This is a genomic window from Hansschlegelia beijingensis, assembly GCF_045505405.1.
Taxonomy (GTDB): Bacteria; Pseudomonadota; Alphaproteobacteria; order Rhizobiales; family Methylopilaceae; genus Methylopila; species Methylopila beijingensis_A.
Genome location: NZ_JBJKEX010000014.1, coordinates 1 through 23,996, shown reverse-complemented (window position 1 = coordinate 23,996; position 23,996 = coordinate 1). Strand labels below are relative to the sequence as shown.

The following is a 23,996-nucleotide window of genomic DNA, read 5'->3' as shown; positions in this document are numbered from 1 at the left end:
CGTTCGGCAGCTTGCGGATCACCGCCGCGCGGGCGGCGCCTACCTCGCCGTCGCCAAGGCCCGCGCGGGTGGCCGCCCGAAGGCCAGCGTCCACCTCGTCCGCCAGAAAGCGCTTCTCGGCCCGGGCGCGATGGTCGGCCGCGGTGAAGAACCTCGAGAACGCGGCGTAGGCCTGCCCCTCCAGGGCGCCGCCGAGCTCTTCGTTTCGCCACGCCTCGCGGGAGATCGAGGCCGCCGCCTCTTTGTTGCCGGCCGCGAGCAGGGCGCGCGCCAGCGCAAGCTTGCCTTCCGCGCGCTCAGGGCGGCCGTTGGCGGCGAAGAAGCCCCGGACCGTGGCCGGAGACACGTTCTCGAGCCACAGCGCTTCCTCGGCGCGCCGCCTCACCCAGCTGGCCATCGGCCAGTCGCGATGCCCTCGGTAGAAAGCGTCGATCTGCGCGAAGCCGATCTGGCGGGACGCGAGGCGGATGCCGAGCCAGTCGAGCAACGCGACTGCGCCAGGGTCCCGGAGCGTGGCCCGCAAGGCCCGCGCGCCGGCGACGTCGCCGCGCTCGAAGGCAGCGATTGCCGCGCGGATCTGGGCGACGTCGCTCGCCGAAACGCTGGCGCTGGGCGCCGCGCGCGAGCTCGCCGAGATGGCGCCGGTCGTCGTGGTGTCATAGGCGACCACGATCTCCGCCGAAGACAATGTGGCGGTCGAGGTTGGATCGGCGTCCGCCTCGGCGGCGATCGAATGCGGCGCTGCCGCGAGCAAGCTGAGGACGGCGACTCCGCAACGGAGGGCGTTCAACGCAGACATGGCTCTCTGTCGGGTTCGGGCGCTGGGGGCAGGGATCGGATGGCCCAGTTTCTCCTGATCGACTTTACGAAAGGCTAACCTAAGCGGATCGGCCTGTTGCGCCGCCGCTAACGGAAGTGGGCTTTCCGTCGGCTCTCCGCGCGAGTACAAGTCGGGCGAACGTGACGACCTCAAGGCGTCGCGGCCCTCCATCGCGGACCCGCTCGCCTCGTCGCTGGTCCTGAGACGACGTCCAGCAATGACCCTCCCCATCTTCCACGGCTCCATCACCGCCCTCGTCACTCCCATGCTGGAGGACGGCTCGCTCGACGAAGCCTCGTTCCGCTCGCTGGTCGACTGGCAGATCGCGGAGGGCACGCATGGCCTGGTGCCGATGGGCACCACCGGCGAAAGCCCGACGGTCACCCATGACGAGCATAACGATGTCGTGCGCTGGTGCGTGGAGGAGGCGAAGGGCCGCGTCCCGGTGATCGCGGGGGCGGGCTCGAACTCCACGCGGGAGGCGGTGTCGCTCGCCCGGCGCGCCGAGAAGGACGGGGCTGACGGACTGTTGATCGTCACGCCCTACTACAACAAGCCGAGCCAGGCGGGGCTCTACGCGCACTTCCGCGCCGTGGCGGAGGCCACCGGCCTGCCGATCCTGATCTACAACATCCCCGGGCGGTCGGTCATCGACATGTCGGTGGAGACCATGGCGCGGCTTTACGAGCTGCCGAACATCGTCGGCGTCAAGGACGCCACCGCGAACGTCGCGCGGGTCGGCCTCCAGCGCGCCGCGATGGGCCCGGACTTCATTCAGCTCTCGGGCGAGGACGCGACCGCGCTGGGCTTCATGGCGCATGGCGGCCATGGCTGCATCTCCGTGGCCTCCAACGTCGCGCCGGGCCTGTGCGCCGCGTTCCAGGAAGCGTGCATCGCTGGCGATTTCCGCTCTGCGCTGGCCTATCAGGACCGCTTGATGCCGCTGCACACGGACCTCTTCTGCGAGACCAATCCCGGCCCGGCGAAGGTCGCGCTCGCGATGCTCGGCCGGTGCTCTGAGGCGATGCGCCTTCCCATGGTTCCCTGCAGCGACGGCGCGCGAACCAAGGTGCGCGCCGCGATGCTGCACGCCGGGCTGATCTCCGCGGACGAGACGGCCCAGGGCGTCAGGGCCGTCGCGGGCCGTTGAACGGCATGCAGCCATGAACGCGAAGGCGCCGAACCCACGGTTCAAGATCGTGGCGGACAACCGCAAGGCCCGCCACAACTACGAGATCGGCGACACGATCGAGGCCGGCATCGCTCTCGTCGGCACCGAGGTGAAGTCGCTGCGGCAGGGCAAGGCCACGATCGGCGAGTCCTACGCGGGCGAGTACAATGGCGAGATGTATCTCTACAACGCCTACATCCCCGAGTACCTGCAGGCCAACCGTTTCAACCATGAGACCAAACGGCCGCGGAAGCTGCTGCTGCATCGCAACCAGATCAACAAGCTCAGCGGCGCCGTCACCCGCGAGGGCATGACGGTCGTTCCGCTGAAGATCTATTTCGACGATCGCGGGCGGGCGAAGGTGGAGATCGCGCTCGCGCGCGGCAAGAAGCTCCACGACAAGCGCGAGGCCGACAAGGAGCGGACCTGGAACCGCGACAAGGCCCGGATCATGCGGGACCGGGGCTAGGGGCGGGGCGCCGCAAGGGCGCCTGCGCCTTCGAGATGCGCCGCGACCCGGCCGAACACCGCCTCGAACATCCCGGTCGTCAGCACGCCCGTGTTCGTGTTGTAGCGGGAGCAGTGATAGCTGTCGAAGAGGCGCAGCCGGCCGAGCGCGTGCTCCGCTCCGTGTCCGAACGGAGCGTCCTTCAGTTTGAAGCCGAGCGCCCGCACCACGCTGTCATGCGCGATCCGGCCCAGCGCCACCACGGCCGCGCCTTCAGTCGCCGCCTCAAGCTCGGGCTCCAGGAAGCTGCGGCATGTGCGGATTTCTGATGGCTCGGGCTTGTTCTGCGGCGGCACGCATCGGACGGCGTTGACGATGCGCGTCTCGACAAGCCTCAGACCGTCGTCGGGACGAGCCTCATAGGTTCCGACCGCGAAACCGAACTTGAGCAGCGTCGCGTACAGCAGGTCGCCGGCGTAATCGCCGGTGAAGGGGCGGCCAGTCCGGTTGGCCCCCCGGAGGCCGGGCGCAAGCCCCACGATCAGCAGCCGCGGGGAGGGCGGCCCGAAGGAGGGGACGGGCGCATTGTGCCAGTCGGAGAAGCGCGCCCGCTGCTCGTCGCGGAACGCCGCAAGCCTGGGACACAACGGACAGTCGCGCGGAGGCCCGGCGGCCTCCGCGCCGGTCATGGCCGACATCAGCCAGCCCGTCAGCTTTGGGGCATCGTGTCGACCGCGGCCTGCCGCCGGGCCTCCCGAGCGACGCGTTCCGCCGGATCTCGCCCGATCTTGGCAGAGAGATCGGCGAGGTCGAGGAAGTGATCGGCGCGCCGCCGAAGATCGTCCGCGATCATCGCCGGCTGGGTCGTCACGGTCGACACGACGGTCACCCGCACGCCGCGCCGCTGCATCGCCGCGACCAGCGGAGTGAAATCACCGTCGCCCGAGAACAGCACCATGTGATCGAGCTTGTCGGCGAGCTCAAGTGCGTCGATGGCGAGCTCGATGTCGAGATTGCCCTTCACCTTCCGCCGACCCTGAGAGTCGGTGAACTCCTTGATGGGCTTGGTCACGACCGTATAGCCGTTGTAGTCGAGCCAATCGATCAGCGGACGGATCGTGGAGACCTCGAGGTCCTCGGCCAGGGCGGTGTAATAATAGGCGCGGATCAGATAGCCGCGCCCCTGGAACTCGCGGAGCAGGCGCCGGAAGTCGATGTCGAAGCCGACGCCGCGGGCGGTCGCGTAGAGGTTGGCGCCGTCGATGAAAAGGCCCAGACGCTCATCAGAATAGAACATGTGAGTAGCGGTCTTTCGTAGGGTCCTGGGGAGCGCGACGCCTCGTCCGGCTGACGTCCTGGGGCGGAGCCGGGCGAAGCGCGCACAGGCCCCATGGTCCTTGCCACGGGAACGCTCGCGCGGTAAAGACCGCCTTCATCCCTGCAAATCGCAATGAGAGGAGCGGCGGCCCCATGGCCCGCGTCACTGTCGAGGATTGCATCGACAAGGTCGAGAATCGCTTCGATCTGGTCCTGCTCGCCGGTCACCGCGCCCGGCTCATTTCGGCCGGTCAGCCGATCACCATTGATCGCGACAACGACAAGAATCCCGTCGTCGCGCTGCGTGAGATCGCCGAGGAGACCGTCGCGCCGGACGATCTGCGTGAGGATCTGATCCATTCGCTGCAGAAATACGTCGAGGTCGACGAGCCCGAGGCAGAGGTCGTTCCGGCGCTCGCCGGCACGGCAGGGCAGCCCGCCGACGACGGCAACGTCGCCTTCGATCGCATGACCGAAGAGGACCTGCTGCGCGGCCTCGAAGGCCTCGTGCCCCCGGCCGAGACCGAAGACGAAGAGTAAGCGCAAGCTGCTCATCGATCGTTCCGAAGCGCCGCCGCGGCTCCACCGCGCGCGGCGCTTTCGCGTCCTGGCCCAAAATTCTTGTGCGGCGCGGCAGCGGTCACGATATTTCCCGGGCCCGCGCGCTTCGCGCGGCGTCACCTTCGGCGGTCCTCGCCCCATGATGCGGCAATACGAGCTCGTCGAGCGCGTCAAGGCGTACAATCCCAACGCCGACGAGGCGCTCCTGAACCGCGCCTACGTCTACGCCATGAAGGCGCACGGCGCGCAGACCCGCGCCTCCGGCGATCCCTATTTTTCCCATCCGCTCGAAGTCGCCGCGATCCTCACCGATCTCAGGCTGGACGACGCCACGATCGTGGCCGCTCTGCTGCACGACACGATCGAGGACACCGACGCCACCCGCGGCGAGATCGACGCGCTGTTCGGACCGCAGATTGGCGAGCTGGTCGAGGGCCTGACCAAGCTCAAGCGTCTTGACCTGGTCACCAAGGAGGCCGCGCAGGCCGAGAATCTGCGGCGGCTCCTGCTCGCGATCGCGGCGGACGTGCGGGTGCTGCTCGTCAAGCTCGCCGACCGGCTGCACAATCTCCGGACGCTGCACTTCGTGCCGCCGGAGAAGCGCGCCAGGATCGCGCAGGAGACCCTCGACATCTATGCGCCGCTCGCCGCCCGGATGGGCATGCAGGCGCTGCGCGAGGAGCTCGAGGACATCTGCTTCCGGACGCTTTTCCCGGACGCCTATGACACCATCCTCGGACGCCTCAATCGGCTGGCCGAACGCAATCTCGACGCGATCGCGGAAATCCAGCGCGAGTTCGAGGCGCGGTTCGAGGCGCTCGGCATCCCGGCCAAGATCAGCGGGCGGTCCAAGAAGCCGTATTCGATCTGGCGGAAGATGGAGCGCAAATCGGTCGCGTTCGAGCAGCTCTCCGACATCTTCGGCTTCCGCGTCGTGGTGGGCGACGTGCCTGACTGCTACCGGGCGCTCGGCGCGCTCCACTCCGGCTGGCCGACAGTGCCGGGGCGCTTCAAGGACTACATCTCGACGCCGAAGGCGAACGACTACCGGTCGATCCACACCACGATCGTCGGGCCGGGACACCAGCGCGTCGAATTGCAGATCCGGACCGAGGCGATGCAGCGGCTGGCGGAGTACGGCATCGCGGCGCATGCGCTCTACAAGGATGCGTCGACCGCCGAGCCGGACAGCTTCGCGCGTGAAAGCCGCGCCTATGGCTGGCTCCGTCGGACCGTCGAACTGCTCGCGGAGGGCGACAACCCTGAGGAGTTCCTCGAGCACACCAAGCTCGAGCTGTTCAACGATCAGGTGTTCTGCTTCACGCCGAAGGGGCGGCTGATCGCGCTGCCCCGCGGCGCGACGCCCATCGACTTCGCCTATGCGGTGCACACCAACGTCGGTAACGAGTGCGTCGGCTGCAAGGTGAACGGGCGGAGCGAATCCCTCGTGACGCCGCTGAACAATGGCGACGAGGTCGAGATCATCCGGTCCGAGGCGCAGGTGCCGCCGGCCGCGTGGGAGTCGATCGTCGTCACAGGCAAGGCGCGCTCCGCGATCCGCCGGGCGACCCGGTCGGCGGTAAGAGCGCAGTATGCAGGCCTCGGCCGCCAGATCGTGCAGCGCGCCTTCGAGCGCGCCGGCAAGACATTCGCGGAGGATCGCCTCAAGGCGTTCCTGCACCGGCTCGCGCGCAACTCCGTGGAAGACGTGCTCGCGGCGGTCGGCCGGGGCGAGATGCATTCGATCGACGTCGTGCGCGCCGTCCATCCGGACGTGAAGGATGACCGCTCCCAGACCTCCCAAGGCGTTCTGGCGCCGGAGAGCGGGTGGTTCGGCCTCGACCACGCCGGCGCCCTCCGTTTCAAGGCTCCGGGCGGGGAATCGGGAGATGGGACGCTGCCTTCCCTGCCGATCCGTGGCTTGCGCGGCGACCTGCCGGTCCGGTTCGCTCCGGACGGCGGGGCGGTCCCAGGCGACCGCATCGTCGGCATCCTGGATCCAGGGCAGGGCATCACGATCTATCCGATCCAGTCGCCGGCCCTGAAGGCGTTCGACGATCAGCCGGACCGCTGGCTCGACGTGCGCTGGGACGTCGACTTCTCGAAGCGGGAGCGCTTTCCGGTCCGCATCAAGGTGACGTCGATGAACGAGCCTGGATCGCTGGCGCTGATCTCCGGCATCATCAGCAATTACGAAGCGAACATCGACGACGTCCGCATGCTCTCGCGTTCGCCCGATTTCCATGAGATCCGGTTCGACCTTGGAGTGTTCGACGCCAAGCATCTTGGCGCCATCATCTCCGATCTCAGGCAGGCCCCGGTCGTCAGCGACGTCGAGCGGGTCAACGGCTGAGCCTCGCGGCGAAAGGACAACATGGCTGGTCACGTCAGACTCGGGGTCAACATCGATCACGTCGCAACGGTGCGGAACGCTCGCGGGGGCGCGCATCCGGATCCGGTGCGGTTCGCGCGGCTCGCCGCGGACGCGGGCGCCGACGGCATCACGGCGCACCTCAGGGAGGACCGCCGTCACATCAGGGATCTCGACATCGACCGCCTCCGGGCGGAGATCGACAGGCCGCTGAACTTCGAGATGGCGGCGACCGGAGAGATGCTGGCGATCGCGCTCCGCGTGAAGCCGAACGCGGCTTGCCTGGTTCCGGAGAAGCGCGAGGAGCGAACCACCGAAGGCGGGCTCGACGTGGTCGGACAGCGCGCCCAGCTGACGCCGGTCGTGGAGCGGCTGGACGCGGCGGGAGTGCGCGTCTCGCTGTTCGTCGAACCCGATTTCGCGGCCCTCGAGGTCGCCGCGGAGCTCGGAGCCGCGATCGTCGAGCTGCACACCGGCTCGTGGTGCGAAGCGCTCGCGGCCGATCAGGCGGACCGTGCGGCGCGGGAGTTCGAGCGGCTCGCCAGCGCAGCCGCGCGCGCGGCGCAGATCGGACTCGAGGTCCATGCCGGCCATGGACTGGACTACGTCAGCGCGGAGATGATCGCGGGACTGCCCGAAATCGCGGAACTGAACATCGGCCACTTCCTCATCGGCGAGGCGCTGGCGGTGGGGCTTCCGGAAGCGGTCCGGACGATGAAGAGCGCTATCGCGCGGGGCCGGCGGAGGGCCGCGGCATGATCCTCGGGATCGGGAACGACCTCTGCGACGTCCGCCGCATCGAGCGCACTCTCGATCGGTTCGGCGAGCGCTTCCTCCAAAGGGTGTTCACCGACGTCGAGCGCAAGCGCGCCTTCGCCAAGGGCGCCCCCGCCGCGACGCTCGCGAAGCGCTTCGCGGCCAAGGAGGCCTGCGCCAAGGCGCTCGGCACCGGCTTCCGCAACGGCACCTTCTGGCGCGACATGGGCGTGGTCAATCTCCCCTCCGGGCGGCCCACTCTGGCGCTGACCGGAGGCGCCAGGGAGCACCTCGAGCGGATGACGCCGCCGGGCTATGAGGCGCGCATCGATCTGACACTTACGGACGAGGAGCCGCTGGCCGCGGCGGTCGTCGTCATCAGCGCAAGCCCGAAGGCGTGAACGGAGCGACGTCCCGCCTCGATTGCCACCCGGCGGCGCGGGGTCTATCACGCCTTCGCGTCGCAAGACGGCGCCCATTCCAGACGAGACGGCGATGAGCGCGACGACTGAAAAGAAGCAAGCCGCCGAGGGCGGCTTCGCCGAGATCGTCAAGATCTGCGCTCAGGCGCTGCTGATCGCGGTCATCATCAGGACGCTGATCTTCCAGCCCTTCAACATCCCTTCGGGATCGATGGAGGACACGCTCCTCGTCGGCGACTACCTGTTCGTGAACAAGTTCGCCTACGGCTACAGCCATCATTCGCTGCCGTTCAGCCCGCCGATCTTCTCGGACCGCGTGTTCGGGGCGCTTCCAAAGCGCGGCGACATCGCGGTGTTCAAGGTGTGGGTGCCGCAGGACGGCTGGACCGACTACATCAAGCGGGTGATCGGGCTGCCGGGCGACCGGATCCAGATGATCGACGGCGTGCTTCACATCAACGGGAAGCCGGTGCCGAAGGTCCGGCTGCCGGAGGATTACATCGAGGGCGAGGGCGGAGCCGCCCGCCACATCCCGCGCTATCGGGAGACCCTCGACAATGGCGTGTCCTACGATGTCCTGGACATGGACCCGAACGGCTTCCTCGACAACACGCCGGTCTACGAGGTGCCTGAAGGCCACCTCTTCATGATGGGCGACAACCGCGACAACTCCACCGACAGCCGTGTCCAGTCGGCGGTCGGTTACGTGCCGGTCGAGAACCTGGTCGGCCGCGCCGAGATCCTGTTCTTCTCGGTGGAGAGGGGCGAGCACGCCTGGGCCTTCTGGAAATGGCCCTGGAGCGTGCGCTGGTCGCGGATCGGAACGCTGCTCGAATGAAACGGCCCGCCGTCGCGCGCCAGGAGCTCGAGGCGCGTCTTGGCCATGTCTTCGCCGATCCCTCGCTTCTCGACCGGGCGCTGACTCATATCAGCGCGGCCAAATCATCCGAGGGACGGCTGGGGAGTTACCAGCGGCTCGAGTTTCTCGGCGACCGGGTGCTCGGCTTGGCGATCTCGTCGATGTTGATCGCGGAGTTCCCGAGGGCCGACGAGGGCGAGCTTTCCCGCCGGCTGGCGGAGCTCGTGCGGGCGGAGGCCTGCGCCGAGGTCGCCGACGCGATGAACCTCGGTCCCTTCATCAGGCTGGGGCAGGGCGAGGCCAGTTCCGGCGGGCGGAAGAAGATCGCTATCCTGTCGGATGTCTGCGAGGCTGTGATCGGAGCGGTGCATGTCGACGGCGGGTACGAGCCGGCGGCCGCGCTGGTCGAGCGGTTCTGGCGGCCCCGCATGCTGGCGCCGCGCCGTCCACTCCGGGATCCGAAGACCGAGTTGCAGGAATGGGCGCAGGGCCGCGGATTGGCGACGCCCAGCTACCGAGAGATCGAACGGTCGGGACCCGACCACAACCCGCAATTCCGCGTCGCCGTCCTCGTTGAGGGACTCGCGGAAGCGGAAGGCGAGGGCCCATCGAAGCGGATCGCCGAACAGGCGGCCGCTCGTGCGCTCCTCGTCAAGGAAGGCAAGCTGCCAGGGAATGTCGAATGAGTGACGAGGAGAGAGCGCAGGCAGAGGAGGGCGCGACGCGCTGCGGCTTCGTCGCGCTCGTGGGCGCGCCGAACGCCGGAAAGTCGACCCTGGTGAACCAGCTTGTGGGGACCAAGGTCTCGATCGTCAGCCACAAGGTGCAGACCACGCGCGCGCTGGTGCGCGGGCTCGTCATCGAGAACGGGGCCCAGGTGGTGTTCGTCGACACGCCGGGCATCTTCCCGCCGAAGCGTCGGCTCGACCGCGCGATGGTCAGCACGGCGTGGAGCGGGGCGACGGACGCCGACGTGATCGCGCTGCTGATCGACGCCCGCAAAGGTTTGGACGAGGCCAACGTCGCCATCCTCGACAAACTCGCCGAGGCTCCCCGGCGAAAAATCCTGCTGCTCAACAAGATCGACCTGGTGCGCCGCGAGTCGCTGCTGGCTATCGCCCAGGAGGCGACGGCTCGGGTCGGCTTCGACCGCGTCTTCATGGTCTCGGCTCTGACTGGCGACGGCGTGCGCGACGTGGTCGCCTATCTGGCGGACGAGATGCCGGCCGGCCCGTGGCTCTATCCAGCCGACGACGTCTCCGATCTTCCCTTGCGCGTTCTCGCCGCCGAGATCACCCGGGAGAAGCTGTTCGCCCGGCTGCACGACGAACTGCCCTACGCCTCCACGGTCGAGACCGAGAAGTGGGAGACGCGCAAGGACGGCTCCGTCCGAATCGAACAGACGATCTATGTCGAGCGCGAGACCCAGAAGCGGATCGTGATCGGCAAGGGCGGCCAGACCGTGAAGCAGATCTCGACCGAAGCGCGGAAGGAGATCTCGGAAATCATCGACGCCGAGGCTCACCTGTTCCTGTTCGTGAAGGTGCGCGAGAACTGGGCGGACGATCCCGAACGTTATCGCGAGATGGGACTCGAATTCCCCAAGTCCTGACGGACCACGCGTCAAAATTGTCGGCGCGCGCGCCTTCGCCTTGATCTGGCGGCAATCGTCGGTGAGATTCCTGTCTTCCATCTGAGGCTTCGGCGCTCGGACGACGCCTGCGGTCCGCGCGGGCGCGCGATGCGTCACGTCCTGAGCTATGTCGGGGGACATGGAAAACATAACCATCGTCAACGCGGTTCTGCTGTTCGGCTCCGCGTTGATGCTGGTCGGCATCCTGTCGTCGCTCGTCGCTTCGCGCTTCGGAGCGCCGCTGCTGCTCGTCTTCCTCGTCATCGGGATGGCCACCGGCCAGGACGGGCCGGGCGGGGTCGCCTTCGACAACTACCGGCTCACCTACCTCATCGGCTCGCTCGCGCTCGCGATCATCCTGTTTGACGGCGGCCTCCGCACGCGCCTGTCCCACGTCACGGGCGCGGTGGCGCCCGCCGTGATGCTCGCCACCGTGGGGGTCGTGCTCACCGCGGGGATCGTGGGCTCGTTCGCCGCCTGGGCGCTCGATCTCACCCTGCTCCAGGGGCTGCTGGTCGGCGCCACGGTGGCGTCGACCGACGCCGCCGCCGTGTTCTTCCTGATCAGATCAAGCGGCCTGCAGCTGCAGCGGCGGGTCAATGCGACGCTGGAAATCGAATCGAGCACGAACGACCCTATCGCCGTCTTCCTCACGGTGATGCTCGTGGGACTGGTCTCGGCGGGAGGCGGGGACACCGGTCTGTCGATCTTCGGCCACTTCCTCCAGGAGGCCGTGATCGGGGCGGCGGCCGGCGTCGCGGGCGGCTTCGCGCTCGCTTTCGTGCTCAACAAGGTCGAGCTTCCGTCCGGCCTGCATCCGCTGTTCGTGGTGGCGAGCGCGGTCGCGCTTTTCTCGCTCGCGGCGGTGCTGCATGGCTCGGGCTTCCTGGCCGTCTATCTGGCCGGAATCGTCGTGGGCAACCGGAAGGTGCGAGCCCTGCCGAGCATCATCGCCTTCCACGACACGGTCACCTGGCTCTGCCAGATCGTCATGTTCATCGTGCTCGGCATGCTGGTGACGCCTTCGCAGTTGCTGCCGACGGTGCCGTCAGCAATCGCGATCGCCCTGGTGCTGATCTTCATCGGCCGGCCCGTGGCTGTCGCCATATGCCTCGCGCCTTTCGGCTTCTCTCGTCGCGAGATGGCCTTCGTCGGCTGGGTCGGCCTGCGCGGCGCGGTCTCGATCTTCCTGGCGGCGATTCCGACGCTCGCCCAGGCGCCCAACGCCCAGATCTATTTCAACGTCGCCTTCGTGGTGGTGATCATCTCCCTGATCGTGCAGGGCTGGACGATCCCGCCGCTCGCGCGCCGGCTGAACCTCGCGGTCCGCCAGACGCTCCGCACCGTGAACAGGGTCGAGATCGACCTTCCCGGCCAGCTCGCGCAGGAGATGGTCGGCTACGCCGTGACGCCGAACTGCCCGATCCTCGCGCGGGATTCGGTGCCTCGTTGGGCGCGGCCCATCATGGTGGTTCGAGCGAACGAGATCCTCGACCCCGCGGAGGCGGGCAGCCTCAAGCCCGGCGACTATGGCTATTTCCTCGCCGCCCCCGAACGGGTGGCGGAACTGGACGGGCTCTTCACCTCGACCGAAGCGGGGCGCGCGCGTCCGGCCCTTGGCGAGTTTCCGCTGCGGGGCGACGCGGCGCTCGCGACGCTCGCCGAACTCTATGGTCTGGAAGTTCCGCCGGAGGAGCGGGACCGAACGGTGGCGGACTTCTTCGCGAGCCGTTTCGAGAGCCGGCCGGAGCTTGGCGACGTCGCCGAGTTTGGGCCCGCCACCCTTATCGTCCGTGGCGTCGACGAGGGCCGCGTGATCCGGGCCGGACTCAGGCTCGAGGACGAGGAGGAGCCCTCCTCACCGCTCGACTCCGACGGCGCCCGGGGACGCGGCCCCAGGGGATCGCTGGCGCGCGTCGCGAGCCGCCTCCGACACAGGCTCAAGCGCGCCGCGTAACGGATCGGAAACCATGGTTGGCTACTCTCGCGGCATGATCGTCCGCACCCGTTGGCGCATGGCCGCCGCACAGCTCACCCTGTGGATCGTCGCCGCAGGCGCGGTCAGCTATTTCGGCCAGCAGGCTTACACCGGCGCTCACGGGCTCGTCGCGAGCCGCTCCACCGAGCTCGAGGTCCAGCAACTCACGGCCGAACTTGCGGCGGTGAAGGCCGACCGCGCCGCGATCGAACACCGGATAGACCTGCTCAGCACCGACCGGCTTGACCCCGATCTCCTGGACGAGCGGGCGCGGGCGGATCTCGGCTGGCTGCGGCGCGATGACCGGGTGATCCAGGCGCACTGAGCGCATGGGCGGAATCTCCGCCGCCCCCTTGCTACTTTCGTCGATCATCTGTCACATCGGGGGTGGAAGCCGCTCGCGAGGACGCGTCTCGCCTTCGTCGTGCCCGCGCGGTAGCTTCCTCAGAAAATAAGAGGAAAAAACCAGGGACCCTTATGGCAGCCACAGCCGCCAAGAAGCAGTCGCCGAAGCGCGAAAGCGCCTCCGAGGCCGCAAAACCCGCCAGTTCGGCGCAGCCGGGAGCCCACGGCTCCGACGATGCGGCCATGACCTTCTCGAAAGACGAGGAGCTGCATGCGCATCGCGAGATGCTGCTGATTCGCCGCTTCGAGGAGAAGGCTGGCCAGCTCTACGGAATGGGTCTGATCGGCGGCTTCTGCCACCTCTATATCGGGCAGGAAGCGGTCGTCATCGGAATGCAGATGGCGCTGACGCCCGGCGACCAGGTGATCACCGGCTATCGCGACCACGGCCATATGCTCGCCTGCGAGATGGACCCGAAGGGCGTCATGGCGGAGCTCACCGGGCGCCGCAGCGGCTACTCCAAGGGCAAGGGCGGCTCCATGCACATGTTCAGCGTGGAGAAGCATTTCTACGGCGGCCACGGCATCGTGGGCGCGCAGGTCTCCCTCGGCACCGGACTGGCGTTCGCCAACAAGTACCGGAAGAACGGCAAGGTGACGCTCGCCTATTTCGGCGACGGCGCGACCAACCAGGGCCAGGTCTACGAGAGCTTCAACATGGCGAAGCTCTGGAAGCTGCCGATCGTCTATGTGATCGAGAACAACAAGTACGGGATGGGGACGTCCGTCGAGCGAGCCTCCTCCACGACCAACCTGTCCCATCGCGGCGCGAGCTTCGACATACCGGGCGAGCAGGTCGACGGCATGGACGTGCGCGCGGTGAAGGCCGCCGGCGAGCGGGCGGTGAAATATGCCCGCGAGGGGAATGGCCCCTATATCCTCGAGATGATCACCTACCGCTATCGCGGCCACTCCATGTCCGATCCGGCGAAATACCGGTCGAAGGAAGAGGTCCAGAAGATGCGGGAGACGCACGACCCGATCGAGCAGATTCGCAAGCGCCTGATCGAGGAAGGCCACGCCACCGAGGACGACCTCAAGGCGGTCGACAAGGAGGTGCGTGACATCGTCAACGCCGCCGCCGAGTTCGCGAGCTCCGATCCGGAGCCTGACCCCTCCGAACTGTGGACCGACGTCCTGCGCTGACCGGCGCGGCCGCCTCCCGAGGGCGGCCGATGACAAGAAGACTTGTAAGATAGAGGGACGTTCCCCCATGCCGATCGAAGTCCTCATGCCGGCGCTGTCGCCGACCATGGAGGCGGGCAAGCTCGCCAAGTGGTTGAAGAAGGAGGGCGACGCGGTGAAGTCCGGCGACGTGATCGCCGAAATCGAGACCGACAAGGCCACCATGGAGGTGGAGTCGGTCGACGAGGGCACGCTCGGCAAGATCCTGATCGAGGAAGGCGCCGAGGACGTCAGGGTGAACACGCCGATCGCGCTGATCCTCGGAGAGGGGGAAGACGCGGGCGCGTTGAGCGACGGCGGCGCCCAGGCGGGCGCCAAGCAGCAGAAGACGGACGCCGAACCTCCGGCGGATGAGCCGACTTCAGGCGGAGAAGCCGCCGCCAAGTCCGCGGAGGAGGGCGCCGCGAAGGACGAGGCGGGGGGCAAGCAGTCCCCGCAGGAGGCGAAGGCGGCGGGCTCGGCCGCAGCCGCCCCTCCGCAACCCGAGGCCACGCCGGAGCCGGACGTGCCGGAGGGGACGGAGATGGTCTCCCTCACCGTCCGCGAAGCGCTGCGCGACGCCATGGCCGAAGAGATGCGGGCCGATGAACGCGTGTTCCTGATGGGAGAAGAGGTCGCCGAATACCAGGGCGCCTACAAGGTCAGCCAGGGCCTGCTGGACGAGTTCGGCCCGGAGCGGGTGATCGACACGCCGATCACGGAGCACGGCTTCGCCGGCGTCGGGGTCGGGGCAGCGCTCGCCGGCCTGAAGCCGATCGTGGAGTTCATGACCTTCAACTTCGCCATGCAGGCGATGGACCAGATCATCAATTCGGCCGCCAAGACCCACTACATGTCCGGCGGGCAGATGAACTGCTCGATCGTGTTCCGCGGTCCCAACGGCGCCGCGGCGCGCGTCGCAGCCCAGCACAGCCAGGATTACTCCGCCTGGTATTCGAGCGTTCCCGGGCTGATCGTCGTGGCGCCCTACACGGCCGCCGACTTCAAGGGCCTGCTCAAGGCGGCGATCCGGGACGAGAACCCGGTCGTGTTCCTCGAGAACGAGATCCTCTACGGCCAGTCTTCTCCGGTGCCGAAGCTCGACGATTACCTCGTGCCCATCGGCAAGGCGAAGATCGCCCGTCCGGGCAAGGACGTGACGATCGTCGCCTGGTCGATCGGGATGACCTACGCGCTGAAGGCCGCCGAGGAACTCGCCAAGGACGGGATTGAGGCGGAGGTCATCGACCTGCGGACCCTGCGGCCGATGGATACCGACACCGTCATCGCGTCGGTGAAGAAGACCGGCCGCTGCGTGACGGTCGAGGAGGGCTGGGCGCAATCCGGGGTCGGGGCCGAGATCGCGGCGCGGATCATGGAGCGCGCCTTCGACTGGCTCGACGCGCCCGTGACGCGGGTCTCCGGCAAGGACGTGCCGATGCCTTACGCGGCGAACCTCGAAAAGCTTGCTCTGCCGAGCGTGGCCGAGGTGGTCGAGGCGGCGAAAGCGGTCTGCTACCGGTCATGACGGCCAGATCGAAGGCGGTCGCCGTCCTCCTGGCGATCCCCTTTCGGTTCGATGCGACAGACGCCACAGAAGCCTTCTGAAGAGGCCTGAAGACCGATGCCGACCAATATCCTGATGCCCGCCCTCTCGCCCACGATGGAGAAGGGCAACCTCGCCAAGTGGCTCGTGAAGGAGGGCGATGAGGTCCGGTCCGGCGACGTCATCGCAGAGATAGAGACCGACAAGGCCACCATGGAGGTCGAGGCGGTCGACGAAGGCCGGATCGGCAAGATCGTGGTGCCGGAAGGCACGGCGGACGTCGCCGTCAACGAGCCCATCGCGATTTTGCTGGGCGAGGGCGAGGACGACAGCGCGCTGAGCGAGACGGCGAAGCCGCAGGCCGATGCTAAGCCCAAGGCCGCCAAAACGGAGTCGGCGGCGCCGGAGCCGTCCGGCCCATCAGAGTCCGCGCACGACGAGGCGCCTGCGGCCGAAGCGAAGCCAAGGCAGCCGGCTGCGAACGGGCATGACACGGGCGAGCGCATCTTTGCATCCCCGCTCGCGCGCCGGCTCGCGAAAGACGCCGGCCTGGACCTGAAGGCGCTGTCCGGCTCAGGCCCCCATGGGCGCATCGTCAAGGCCGATGTCGAGAAGGCGAAGGCCGCCGGCGGCGGAGAAAAGGCGCCCGCCCAGGAAGCCCGCGCGGGCGTTTCCGCCCCGGCGCCGGTTTCCGACGAAGCCGTCCGCAAGCTGTTCCCGGAGGGCTCCTACGAAGAGATCCCGCACGACGGCATGCGGAAGACGATCGCGCGCCGGATGACGGAGGCGCGGCAGACCGTGCCGCAGTTCTACGTGACGGTCGATTGCGTCATCGACGACCTGCTGGCGCTTCGCGAGCAGGTGAACGCCGCTGCGCCCGAAAAGGATGGCAAGCCCGCCTGGAAGGTTTCGGTCAACGACATCGTGGTGAAGGCGCTCGGCGTAGCGCTGTCGCGGGTGCCGGACGCTAACGTCACCTGGACCGAGGGCGCGATGCTGCGCCACAAGCATGCGGATGTCGGCGTGGCTGTCGCCCTGCCCAACAACGGCCTCATCACCCCCATCATCCGCGCCGTCGAGACCAAGACGCTCTCGGCGATCGCGAAGGAGATGAAGGATCTCACCGCCCGCGCGCGGGAGCGCAAGCTCAAGCCGGAGGAATATCAGGGCGGCACGACGGCGGTGTCGAATCTCGGCATGTACGGGGTCAAGGACTTCACGGCGGTGATCAATCCGCCGCACTCGACGATCCTGGCGGTCGGCGCGGGGGAGAAGCGGCCCGTCGTCGTCGGCTCGAAGATCCGGGTCGCCACGGTCATGAGCGTCACGCTGTCCTGTGACCACCGCGCGGTCGACGGCGCGCTCGGCGCGACGCTGGTCGCCGAAATCAAGAAGCTGATCGAAAAGCCGATCGCGATGCTGGCGTGACGCGGCCTGACCGCGCGCCCTCGATACCCAAGGAAGACCTATGCCGCTCGTCCGAATCTCGCTCCTGAAGGGCCGCAACGAAGCCCATAAGCGCGCCATGGCGGAGAGCGTCTACGAGGCCCTGCGGGAGGTCTTCAACGTGCCGGAGAACGACAAGTTCATCCTGGTCCACGAGCACGACAAGTCCGAGTTCGTCTACGCGGCGAGCTATCTAGACATCGCGCATGACGACGACCTCGTGATCGTCCAGATCACCGCCAACGAAGGGCGTTCCACCGAACTGAAGCAGGCGCTCTACCGGAACATCGCCGCACGCTTCGAGAGCGCTGCAGGCGTCAAGCCGAACAATGTCATCATCAACCTCGTCGAGGTGAAGAAGGAGAACTGGTCCTTCGGCGACGGCGTGGCGCAATACGTGTGACGATGAAGGCCTATCTCGCAGGGCCGGAGGTTTTCCTGCCGGAGCCGGCGGCGCTGGCGGCGCGCAAGAAGGCGATCTGCCGGCGGCACGGTTTCGAGGGGCTGGACCCTTGCGAGAATGATCTGGTCCCGGGCGAAGAACCGTCCCCGGCCTCCCTGTTCGCCGGAAACCTGCGGATGATCGAAGCCTGCGACCTCGTGCTGGCCAACCTCACTCCATTCCGCGGCGCCAGTGGCGATGTCGGCGTCGCGTTCGAGGTCGGCCTGGCCTTCGCCATGGGCAAGCCGGTCTTCGCCTATTCGAACGATCCGCGCGTGTTGCGCGACAGGGTGATGGGCGATCGACCGAAGGAGACCCGCCGAGAGCGGCCCTTCCACGAGGATGGCATGGCCGTGGAGGACTTCGACCTGCCCGAAAACCTGATGCTGGCCGAAGCCGTGCGGCGCTCCGGCGGCGCCTTCCTTCGCGCTGAACCCAGCGCGGCCCTTCCGCTGACGGATCTCAGCGTGTTCGAGGCCTGCGTCGCCGAGGCGGCGCGCATTCTCCGCAACAGGAGCGGCTCCGCCGGGGCGCTCGTAGAGCAGCGACAGGCGGCGCGAACCAATGGCTGAACCCTATGACGTCCTCATCATCGGCGGCGGCCCGGGCGGCTATGTGGCTGCGATCCGCGCGGCCCAGTTCGGCTTCCGGACGGCGGTGGTCGAGCGTGAGCACCTCGGCGGAATCTGCCTGAACTGGGGCTGCATCCCCACCAAGGCGCTGCTCCGCTCGGCGGAGGTCTTTCACTATTTCCAGCATCCCGAAGCGTACGGCCTGACCGCCGAGAAGGTCGGCTTCGACGTGGCGGCCGTGGTGAAGCGCTCGCGCGGGGTGTCGGCGCAGCTCAACGGCGGCGTCGGCTTCCTGATGAAGAAGAACAAGATCGACGTCATCTGGGGCGAAGCCACGATCTCGAAGCCCGGCGAGGTGAAGGTCGTTCCGCCGAAGAAGTCGGTGCTGGGACCTCCCGCTCCGCCGCCGAAGGGCGCGCTCGGGGAGGGGACCTACCAGGCCAGGAACATCATCGTCTCCACGGGCGCGCGCCCGCGCGCGTTGCCGGGTCTGGAGCCCGACAGAAAGCTGGTGTGGACCTATTTCGAGGCCATGGTCCCCGACCGGATGCCGAAGTCGCTCCTGGTGATCGGCTCCGGCGCCATCGGCATCGAGTTCGCGAGCTTCTACCGCACCATGGGCGCGGAGGTGACGGTGGTCGAGGTGCTGCCTCAGATCCTGCCCGTCGAGGACGAGGAGATCGCGGCCCACGCCCGCAAGCGCTTCGAGAAGCAGGGCATCCGGATCCTCACCGGCGCCAAGGTCGCCAAGCTCGACAAGGGCGCGGACGACGTGACCGCGACGGTGGAGACCAGCGACGGCAAGACCGAGACGATCAAGGTCGAGCGCGTCATTTCGGCTGTGGGCGTGGTCGGCAACATCGAGAACCTCGGTCTTGAGGCTCTCGGCGTGAAAACCGAGCGCGGGATCATCGTCACGGATGGACTTGGGCGCACCAACGTGAAGGGCGTCTACGCCATCGGCGATGTCGCCGGCCCGCCGATGCTCGCCCACAAGGCGGAGCACGAGGGCGTCATCTGCGTGGAGGGCATCAAAGGCCTGCCGGTCCACCCGATGGACAAGGCCAAGATCCCGGGTTGCACCTACTGCAATCCCCAGATCGCCTCAGTCGGGCTGACCGAGAAGAAGGCCCGCGAGCAGGGCCGCGAGATCAAGGTCGGGCGCTTCCCGTTCAGCGGCAACGGCAAGGCGATCGCGCTTGGCGAGCCCGAAGGTCTGGTGAAGACGATCTTCGACGCGCAGACCGGCCAGCTGCTCGGCGCCCATATGGTCGGCGCTGAGGTCACCGAGCTCATCCAGGGTTTCGTCATCGCCATGAATCTCGAAACGACCGAGGAGGAGCTCATCCACGCCGTGTTCCCCCATCCGACGCTCTCCGAGATGATGCATGAGAGCGTTCTGGACGCCTATGGCCGCGTGATTCACACCTGACGCGCGGGTTTTTTGCGCCGAGGCGGAACGCTCCGGTCGGCTCCCGGTTCTCTATTCCGATGGAACACGCAGGGGAGTCTGCTTCATGGAAGGCGTCGGCTGGATTATGGCGATCATTCTCGGCGGCATCGCCGGATGGATCGCCGAGCAGATCATGAAATCCGAAATGGGGGTGATGATGAACATCATCCTCGGGATCGTGGGCGCGCTCGTCCTGAATGCAATCCTCAGGATGCTGGGCGTCATCCCGCCGGATGGCTGGATCTGGCAGTCGGTCATCGCGATCATCGGCGCCTGTCTGCTGATCTGGGTGTGGCGGATGGTGCGCGGCCGCACGGCCTGACCTGCTTCCAGCGCGCTGGCGGGCGCATCGACGCGCGGCCAGCCATGGACTAAGTTTAGGGAGAGCGGGCGAGCCCGCTCTCCCTTTCTCTTTGCGGCTTTCAGCTGCGAAACAGGACACGCCTCGAGCCATGGTCACGGTGCTCGACCGCACCCACGGCGCCCCGCGCCCCCGGCATCCTGAGAAGGCCAACCGCCCCGAAAGCGAGGCGCTCGCCAAGCCGGACTGGATCAGGGTTCGCGCCCCGAGCTCGCCGGTCTATCGCGAGACCCAGGAGATCGTCCGGTCCAACAAGCTCGTGACGGTCTGCGAGGAGGCAGGCTGCCCGAACATCGGCGAATGCTGGTCGAAAAAGCACGCCACCTTCATGATCCTGGGCGACACCTGCACGCGGGCCTGCGCCTTCTGCAACGTGCGGACCGGTCTGCCGGAGGCCGTGGACGCGGCCGAACCTGCGCGGGTCGCGGAAGCCGTGGCGAAGCTCGGCCTGCTCCATGTCGTGATCACCTCCGTCGACCGGGACGACCTGCCGGATGGCGGCGCGCGCCACTTCGCCGAGGTGATCGAGGCCACCCGAGCCGCAAGCCCGGCCACGACCATCGAGGTGCTGACCCCCGATTTTCTCCGCAAGGACGGGGCGCTGGAGCGCGTGATCGAAGCGCGGCCGGACGTCTTCAACCACAACCTCGAATGCGTCCCGTCGCTCTACCTCACGGTGCGCCCCGGCGCGCGCTACTTCCACTCGCTCCGGCTGCTGCAGCGCGCGAAGGAGCTCGATCCCACGATCTTCACCAAGTCCGGCATCATGGTCGGTCTCGGGGAGGAGCGGAACGAGGTGCTCCAGCTGATGGACGATCTGCGGTCGGCGGAGGTCGATTTCCTCACGATCGGCCAATACCTCCAGCCCACGCGCCGCCATCACAGGGTCGAGCGTTTCGTGCCGCCGCAGGAGTTCGCCTCGCTGGAGACCATCGCCTACGCCAAGGGCTTCCTGATGGTCTCAGCAAGCCCGCTGACGCGGTCCTCGCATCATGCGGGAGAGGATTTCGAGAAGCTGTGCGCGGCCCGCGCCGCGAAAGCCTCGGAAGGCCCCGTTCTGGCGGCGGAGTAGGGCACGCGGGTTCCGCCGTCCGGTTTCCCGCAGCTAGACTGGCCGCGTCCTCCCTCCGGGCCCACCATGCCTCTTCCGCCGATACTGCAAGGCCGTCTGTCGCTGCCGGTGATCGGCGCCCCGATGTTCATCGTGTCAGGGCCGGACCTGGTGATCGCGCAGTGCAAGGCGGGAATCGTGGGCGCGTTTCCCGCGCTGAACGCCCGTCCTCCGCAGATGCTCGGAGTCTGGCTGGAACGGATCGGGCGAGAGCTCGCCGAATTCGCCGCGGCCAACCCGGAGGCTCCGGTCGCGCCATACGCGGTGAACCAGATCGTGCACGCCTCCAACGTCCGCCTCGCGGACGACATGCGCGTCTGCGAGGGGCACCGCGTCCCTATCGTCATCACCTCGCTTCGTCCCCCTGACGAAGTCGTGGCGGCGGTCCATGGCTGGGGCGGAATCGTGTTTCATGACGTGATCTCCGTCCGACACGCCGAGAAGGCGATCAGGGCCGGCGTGGACGGGCTGGTCCTCGTCTGCGCGGGCGCGGGCGGCCACGCCGGGACTGTGAGCCCGTTCGCGCTGCTCCAAGAGATTCGCGCGTTCTACGATGGACCGATCGCGCTTTCAGGGGCGATCGCCAGCGGCGCAGCGATTCTCGCAGCCGAGGCGCTGGGCGCGGACCTCGCCTATATCGGCACCCGCTTCATCGCCACGCAGGAGGCCGACGCCGATTGGCGATACAAGCAGATGCTGATCGATGGGGCGGCGAGCGACATCGTCTACACCGCGCTCTTCACCGGCGTCGCGGGCAATTATCTGAAGCCTTCCATAGCGGCGGCCGGCATGGATCCCGACCGGCTGGATGAGACCGCCAAGAGCCGCATGGACTTCGCCGCCTCTGCGACGCCCTGGCGGGACATATGGGGCGCCGGCCAGGGCCTTGGCGCAATCGTTGATGCGCCCCAGGTTTCGACGCTCGTCGAAAGGCTTTCTTTAGAATATATGGCGACGAAAAGGCGACTCTGCGGCAAGTAGATGTCTCAAAATTAAGGCTCTCTTAGGAGCATAGTTGCAGAAAGTCCTCACCCCGAAAGGAAGACCAAACCGGTGGTCGACAACGGCGCTCAGGGAGGTCATTTACCGATCATCGCGCACCGCCATCGGGGTTCGCGTCCAACTTGATTGGGTAACCAAATGATCCGCAATATCGTTCTCGGCGCGGCCTCTGTGGCGGCGCTGACTTTCGCGTCGGCTGCGTCCGCGGCCGATCTCCCCGCTTACGAGCCGGCTCCCGCCGTCGCGGCGCCGGTGCCGTCCTTCAGCTGGACCGGTCCGTATATCGGTATCCAGGGCGGCTACAGCTGGGGTGACACCAACATCGGCGGCATCAAGCCGAAGGGCTTCGTCGTCGGCGGTTACGCTGGCTACAACTACCAGTTCGACAACTCGCCGGTCGTCGTCGGTATCGAGACCGACTTCAACTACGCCGACATCGACGACAAGTCGGGTGGCGTGAAGGCTCAGACGCGCTGGAACGGCGCGACCCGCGCCCGTCTCGGCTACGCGTTCGAGAACTTCCTGGTGTACGGCGCCGGCGGTATCGCCTACGCCGACCGCAAGGTGCGCGTCGCGGGCTTCGGCAAGGACAGCAAGACCGCTGTCGGCTGGACCGTCGGCGGTGGCCTCGAGTACGCCGCGACCGACAACGTCTCGGTCCGCGCCGACTACCGCTACGCCGACTACGGCAAGGACAGCTTCAGCTTCAGCGGCGCTCGTGGCCGCGCCGACTACAGCGAGCATCGCGTGATGGCGGGCGTCGCTTACAAGTTCGGCTGGTAAGCTCTATCCGCTACGCAATGAAGAGCCCGGGCGCGCAAGCGTCCGGGCTTTTCTGTTGGTGCGGAGCCGACTTCTTCCGGTCGCCGCGCGCGGTCTGTCAGCGAGCCACGCGACGTTGTGGCCGCGTCGTCGGACGCGGCCCTGAAGCCAATCTGATTTGCGAAGTGGCGGAAGGGGTGGGATTCGAACCCACGGTACGGTCACCCGCACGGCGGTTTTCAAGACCGCTGCCTTAAACCGCTCGGCCACCCTTCCGCGATCGCCGAAGCGCGCCCGCGCATTTAGCGTTTCTGACCTGACGGCCGCAAGCCGCAGTTCCGATCCGGCTGACTCTCTCCAAATTCCTCATCACCGGTTAAGGGATATGGTTGAGGCTTTATTGTCACGCCCCATTGCCGCCGCAATTGCGCGACCATTTTGCCAACTCAGAGTGACGGTTCCGACACATATGCGGGACCGATTCGGGGGATGCGCCGGGGCCTTTTAGGGTCTCGGCTTCGCGAGTCAGACTTGATCTACAGGTCTGCCGCGTGCAATCTCCGCCGGCTTAACGGGGAAAATGGCATGAACGCTGGGGCGGCACGACTTAACGCGAAGCGTCACAGTTCCCCCACAAGTTCATGGCGCCGCTCGGCGAAACTGGGTTCCGTATCATCGGCGGCGGGCCTCCTGGCGCTGTCGGGCCTGCTCGCAGGATGCTCCGCGCATAACGGGGCCAAGGTCGCGGCCGCCGAGCCCGCCGCGCTGGCGACCCAGCTTCCGCCCGAGCAGGTCGCCGCTGCTGCGAACGCCGAGCGGCCGGCCGGCGCGAAGCGCTACATTGTGGCCGAGAAAACGGCGACCACGCGGAAGCGTCCACAGGTCGGCCTCGCGTCCTGGTACGGAGCCGCCTTCCACGGCCGTCCCACTGCGAACGGCGAGACTTTCGACCTCAAAGGCTTCACCGCCGCTCACCCGAACCTGCCGCTGCCCTCCTACGTGCGGGTCACCAACGTCAAGAACGGCCGCTCGATCGTCGTTCGGGTGAATGACCGCGGCCCCTATCACAAAGGCCGCATGATCGACGTCTCGCGCCGCGCGGCCGAGGTGCTCGGGTTCCGCGGCGATGGCGTGGGCAATGTGAAGCTGGATTACATCGGGCTCGCGCCTCTCTCCGGCCGCGACGACGAGAAACTTCTCGCGACCTATCAGGAGTTCGGCCGTCCCGGAACGCCGGAAGGCGTCCAGATGGCTTCGCTCAAGCCCGTGAAGGACGCGGAACTCGCTTCGGAAGTCAGCGTCTCGGCGGAGACCCTGATGGCGAGCGCTGCGCCTGCGGCGGAGCCCGTCGCCGAGCCCGCGCAGGCCCCGGCGGCGACCGCCTATGCGGCGGCCG

General features: G+C 67.3%; 24 protein-coding genes, 1 tRNA gene and 1 pseudogene. 22 read left to right on the top strand and 4 right to left on the bottom strand.

The window, feature by feature from the left end; genetic code table 11:
• Positions 1-991, bottom strand: a pseudogene (locus ACIKT0_RS02165) (hypothetical protein); the annotation flags it as partial.
• Between the two features lie 46 nt (positions 992-1,037).
• Here ACIKT0_RS02165 and dapA point away from each other — a divergent pair.
• Positions 1,038-1,970: a 4-hydroxy-tetrahydrodipicolinate synthase gene (gene dapA / locus ACIKT0_RS02160; RefSeq protein ID WP_407103772.1), complete on the top strand. Its 933-nt coding sequence runs from the start codon at positions 1,038-1,040 to the stop codon at positions 1,968-1,970.
• A 13-nt stretch (positions 1,971-1,983) separates the two neighbouring features.
• A complete protein-coding gene (gene smpB, locus ACIKT0_RS02155; protein ID WP_183394156.1) occupies positions 1,984-2,460 on the top strand; it encodes an SsrA-binding protein SmpB in 477 nt (158 codons plus the stop codon).
• Here smpB and ACIKT0_RS02150 read toward each other — a convergent pair.
• A complete protein-coding gene (locus ACIKT0_RS02150; RefSeq protein WP_407103774.1) occupies positions 2,457-3,128 on the bottom strand; it encodes a uracil-DNA glycosylase in 672 nt (223 codons plus the stop codon). The two genes, smpB and ACIKT0_RS02150, sit on opposite strands and share 4 nt — an antisense overlap.
• Before the next feature lie 20 nt (positions 3,129-3,148).
• Entirely contained in the window at positions 3,149-3,736 is a 588-nt protein-coding gene (locus ACIKT0_RS02145) for a LabA-like NYN domain-containing protein (protein WP_407103771.1), read from the bottom strand.
• A gap of 173 nt (positions 3,737-3,909) precedes the next feature.
• Between ACIKT0_RS02145 and rpoZ the strand changes: the two genes are divergently transcribed.
• From rpoZ to ACIKT0_RS02050, 19 genes are all read left to right on the top strand, one after another.
• A complete protein-coding gene (gene rpoZ / locus ACIKT0_RS02140) occupies positions 3,910-4,296 on the top strand; it encodes a DNA-directed RNA polymerase subunit omega (RefSeq protein ID WP_183394154.1) in 387 nt (128 codons plus the stop codon).
• 160 nt (positions 4,297-4,456) lie between these two features.
• A complete protein-coding gene (locus tag ACIKT0_RS02135) occupies positions 4,457-6,670 on the top strand; it encodes a RelA/SpoT family protein (RefSeq protein ID WP_407103770.1) in 2,214 nt (737 codons plus the stop codon).
• A 21-nt stretch (positions 6,671-6,691) separates the two neighbouring features.
• On the top strand, positions 6,692-7,447 hold the full coding sequence (locus ACIKT0_RS02130) for a pyridoxine 5'-phosphate synthase (protein WP_407103769.1): 756 nt from the start codon (positions 6,692-6,694) through the stop codon (positions 7,445-7,447).
• Complete coding sequence (gene acpS / locus ACIKT0_RS02125) at positions 7,444-7,845, top strand: holo-ACP synthase (RefSeq protein WP_407103768.1); 402 nt, start codon at positions 7,444-7,446, stop codon at positions 7,843-7,845. Before ACIKT0_RS02130 ends, acpS begins: the two co-directional genes overlap by 4 nt.
• A gap of 94 nt (positions 7,846-7,939) precedes the next feature.
• Positions 7,940-8,704 (top strand): signal peptidase I, encoded by a 765-nt coding sequence (gene lepB / locus ACIKT0_RS02120; protein WP_407103767.1) that lies wholly within the window; start codon positions 7,940-7,942, stop codon positions 8,702-8,704.
• On the top strand, positions 8,701-9,411 hold the full coding sequence (rnc, locus tag ACIKT0_RS02115; RefSeq protein ID WP_407103766.1) for a ribonuclease III: 711 nt from the start codon (positions 8,701-8,703) through the stop codon (positions 9,409-9,411). Before lepB ends, rnc begins: the two co-directional genes overlap by 4 nt.
• Positions 9,408-10,337, top strand: a complete 930-nt coding sequence (gene era / locus ACIKT0_RS02110; protein WP_407103765.1) for a GTPase Era — start codon at positions 9,408-9,410, stop codon at positions 10,335-10,337. Before rnc ends, era begins: the two co-directional genes overlap by 4 nt.
• Positions 10,338-10,497: 160 nt before the next feature.
• On the top strand, positions 10,498-12,315 hold the full coding sequence (locus ACIKT0_RS02105; RefSeq protein WP_407103764.1) for a potassium/proton antiporter: 1,818 nt from the start codon (positions 10,498-10,500) through the stop codon (positions 12,313-12,315).
• A gap of 13 nt (positions 12,316-12,328) precedes the next feature.
• Positions 12,329-12,661: an FtsB family cell division protein gene (locus ACIKT0_RS02100; RefSeq protein ID WP_407103763.1), complete on the top strand. Its 333-nt coding sequence runs from the start codon at positions 12,329-12,331 to the stop codon at positions 12,659-12,661.
• Positions 12,662-12,813: 152 nt separating this feature from the next.
• A complete protein-coding gene (gene pdhA / locus ACIKT0_RS02095) occupies positions 12,814-13,887 on the top strand; it encodes a pyruvate dehydrogenase (acetyl-transferring) E1 component subunit alpha (protein ID WP_407103762.1) in 1,074 nt (357 codons plus the stop codon).
• A gap of 67 nt (positions 13,888-13,954) precedes the next feature.
• Positions 13,955-15,433 (top strand): pyruvate dehydrogenase complex E1 component subunit beta, encoded by a 1,479-nt coding sequence (locus ACIKT0_RS02090; RefSeq protein WP_407103761.1) that lies wholly within the window; start codon positions 13,955-13,957, stop codon positions 15,431-15,433.
• A gap of 96 nt (positions 15,434-15,529) precedes the next feature.
• On the top strand, positions 15,530-16,879 hold the full coding sequence (locus tag ACIKT0_RS02085; RefSeq protein WP_407103760.1) for a pyruvate dehydrogenase complex dihydrolipoamide acetyltransferase: 1,350 nt from the start codon (positions 15,530-15,532) through the stop codon (positions 16,877-16,879).
• Positions 16,880-16,919: 40 nt separating this feature from the next.
• Positions 16,920-17,300 carry a tautomerase family protein gene (locus ACIKT0_RS02080; RefSeq protein WP_407103759.1) on the top strand — a complete coding sequence of 127 codons (381 nt, stop codon included), beginning with the start codon at positions 16,920-16,922 and terminating at the stop codon, positions 17,298-17,300.
• Positions 17,301-17,302: 2 nt separating this feature from the next.
• Positions 17,303-17,911, top strand: coding sequence for a nucleoside 2-deoxyribosyltransferase (locus ACIKT0_RS02075; RefSeq protein ID WP_407103773.1), 609 nt, complete (start codon positions 17,303-17,305; stop codon positions 17,909-17,911).
• Entirely contained in the window at positions 17,904-19,343 is a 1,440-nt protein-coding gene (gene lpdA / locus ACIKT0_RS02070; RefSeq protein ID WP_407103758.1) for a dihydrolipoyl dehydrogenase, read from the top strand. The genes ACIKT0_RS02075 and lpdA overlap by 8 nt, the downstream gene beginning before the upstream one ends.
• A gap of 85 nt (positions 19,344-19,428) precedes the next feature.
• Positions 19,429-19,686, top strand: a complete 258-nt coding sequence (locus ACIKT0_RS02065) for a GlsB/YeaQ/YmgE family stress response membrane protein (protein ID WP_407103757.1) — start codon at positions 19,429-19,431, stop codon at positions 19,684-19,686.
• Between the two features lie 130 nt (positions 19,687-19,816).
• Positions 19,817-20,797, top strand: coding sequence for a lipoyl synthase (lipA, locus tag ACIKT0_RS02060; protein ID WP_407103756.1), 981 nt, complete (start codon positions 19,817-19,819; stop codon positions 20,795-20,797).
• Between the two features lie 66 nt (positions 20,798-20,863).
• On the top strand, positions 20,864-21,817 hold the full coding sequence (locus ACIKT0_RS02055; protein WP_407103755.1) for an NAD(P)H-dependent flavin oxidoreductase: 954 nt from the start codon (positions 20,864-20,866) through the stop codon (positions 21,815-21,817).
• Positions 21,818-21,976: 159 nt separating this feature from the next.
• The gene (locus ACIKT0_RS02050) at positions 21,977-22,621 is read left to right on the top strand and encodes an outer membrane protein (protein WP_183394137.1); all 645 of its coding nucleotides are present in this window, start codon (positions 21,977-21,979) and stop codon (positions 22,619-22,621) included.
• Positions 22,622-22,786: 165 nt separating this feature from the next.
• Here ACIKT0_RS02050 and ACIKT0_RS02045 read toward each other — a convergent pair.
• Positions 22,787-22,876: transfer RNA gene (locus tag ACIKT0_RS02045), tRNA-Ser, on the bottom strand.
• 309 nt (positions 22,877-23,185) lie between these two features.
• On the opposite strand from ACIKT0_RS02045, the gene ACIKT0_RS02040 reads away from it, so the two are divergent.
• Positions 23,186-23,996, top strand: an 811-nt coding sequence (locus ACIKT0_RS02040) for a septal ring lytic transglycosylase RlpA family protein (protein WP_407103754.1), incomplete at its 3' end; no start/stop codon positions are given.

Excerpts from the sequence above, each read along its gene's own strand:
- dapA (WP_407103772.1), top strand. The coding sequence starts at position 1,038 with ATGACCCTCCCCATCTTCCACGGCTCCATCACCGCCCTCGTCACTCCC.
- smpB (WP_183394156.1), top strand. The coding sequence starts at position 1,984 with ATGAACGCGAAGGCGCCGAACCCACGGTTCAAGATCGTGGCGGACAAC.
- ACIKT0_RS02150 (WP_407103774.1), bottom strand. The coding sequence starts at position 3,128 with ATGACCGGCGCGGAGGCCGCCGGGCCTCCGCGCGACTGTCCGTTGTGT.
- ACIKT0_RS02145 (WP_407103771.1), bottom strand. The coding sequence starts at position 3,736 with ATGTTCTATTCTGATGAGCGTCTGGGCCTTTTCATCGACGGCGCCAAC.
- rpoZ (WP_183394154.1), top strand. The coding sequence starts at position 3,910 with ATGGCCCGCGTCACTGTCGAGGATTGCATCGACAAGGTCGAGAATCGC.
- ACIKT0_RS02135 (WP_407103770.1), top strand. The coding sequence starts at position 4,457 with ATGATGCGGCAATACGAGCTCGTCGAGCGCGTCAAGGCGTACAATCCC.
- ACIKT0_RS02130 (WP_407103769.1), top strand. The coding sequence starts at position 6,692 with ATGGCTGGTCACGTCAGACTCGGGGTCAACATCGATCACGTCGCAACG.
- acpS (WP_407103768.1), top strand. The coding sequence starts at position 7,444 with ATGATCCTCGGGATCGGGAACGACCTCTGCGACGTCCGCCGCATCGAG.
- lepB (WP_407103767.1), top strand. The coding sequence starts at position 7,940 with ATGAGCGCGACGACTGAAAAGAAGCAAGCCGCCGAGGGCGGCTTCGCC.
- rnc (WP_407103766.1), top strand. The coding sequence starts at position 8,701 with ATGAAACGGCCCGCCGTCGCGCGCCAGGAGCTCGAGGCGCGTCTTGGC.
- era (WP_407103765.1), top strand. The coding sequence starts at position 9,408 with ATGAGTGACGAGGAGAGAGCGCAGGCAGAGGAGGGCGCGACGCGCTGC.
- ACIKT0_RS02105 (WP_407103764.1), top strand. The coding sequence starts at position 10,498 with ATGGAAAACATAACCATCGTCAACGCGGTTCTGCTGTTCGGCTCCGCG.
- ACIKT0_RS02100 (WP_407103763.1), top strand. The coding sequence starts at position 12,329 with ATGGTTGGCTACTCTCGCGGCATGATCGTCCGCACCCGTTGGCGCATG.
- pdhA (WP_407103762.1), top strand. The coding sequence starts at position 12,814 with ATGGCAGCCACAGCCGCCAAGAAGCAGTCGCCGAAGCGCGAAAGCGCC.
- ACIKT0_RS02090 (WP_407103761.1), top strand. The coding sequence starts at position 13,955 with ATGCCGATCGAAGTCCTCATGCCGGCGCTGTCGCCGACCATGGAGGCG.
- ACIKT0_RS02085 (WP_407103760.1), top strand. The coding sequence starts at position 15,530 with ATGCCGACCAATATCCTGATGCCCGCCCTCTCGCCCACGATGGAGAAG.
- ACIKT0_RS02080 (WP_407103759.1), top strand. The coding sequence starts at position 16,920 with ATGCCGCTCGTCCGAATCTCGCTCCTGAAGGGCCGCAACGAAGCCCAT.
- ACIKT0_RS02075 (WP_407103773.1), top strand. The coding sequence starts at position 17,303 with ATGAAGGCCTATCTCGCAGGGCCGGAGGTTTTCCTGCCGGAGCCGGCG.
- lpdA (WP_407103758.1), top strand. The coding sequence starts at position 17,904 with ATGGCTGAACCCTATGACGTCCTCATCATCGGCGGCGGCCCGGGCGGC.
- ACIKT0_RS02065 (WP_407103757.1), top strand. The coding sequence starts at position 19,429 with ATGGAAGGCGTCGGCTGGATTATGGCGATCATTCTCGGCGGCATCGCC.
- lipA (WP_407103756.1), top strand. The coding sequence starts at position 19,817 with ATGGTCACGGTGCTCGACCGCACCCACGGCGCCCCGCGCCCCCGGCAT.
- ACIKT0_RS02055 (WP_407103755.1), top strand. The coding sequence starts at position 20,864 with ATGCCTCTTCCGCCGATACTGCAAGGCCGTCTGTCGCTGCCGGTGATC.
- ACIKT0_RS02050 (WP_183394137.1), top strand. The coding sequence starts at position 21,977 with ATGATCCGCAATATCGTTCTCGGCGCGGCCTCTGTGGCGGCGCTGACT.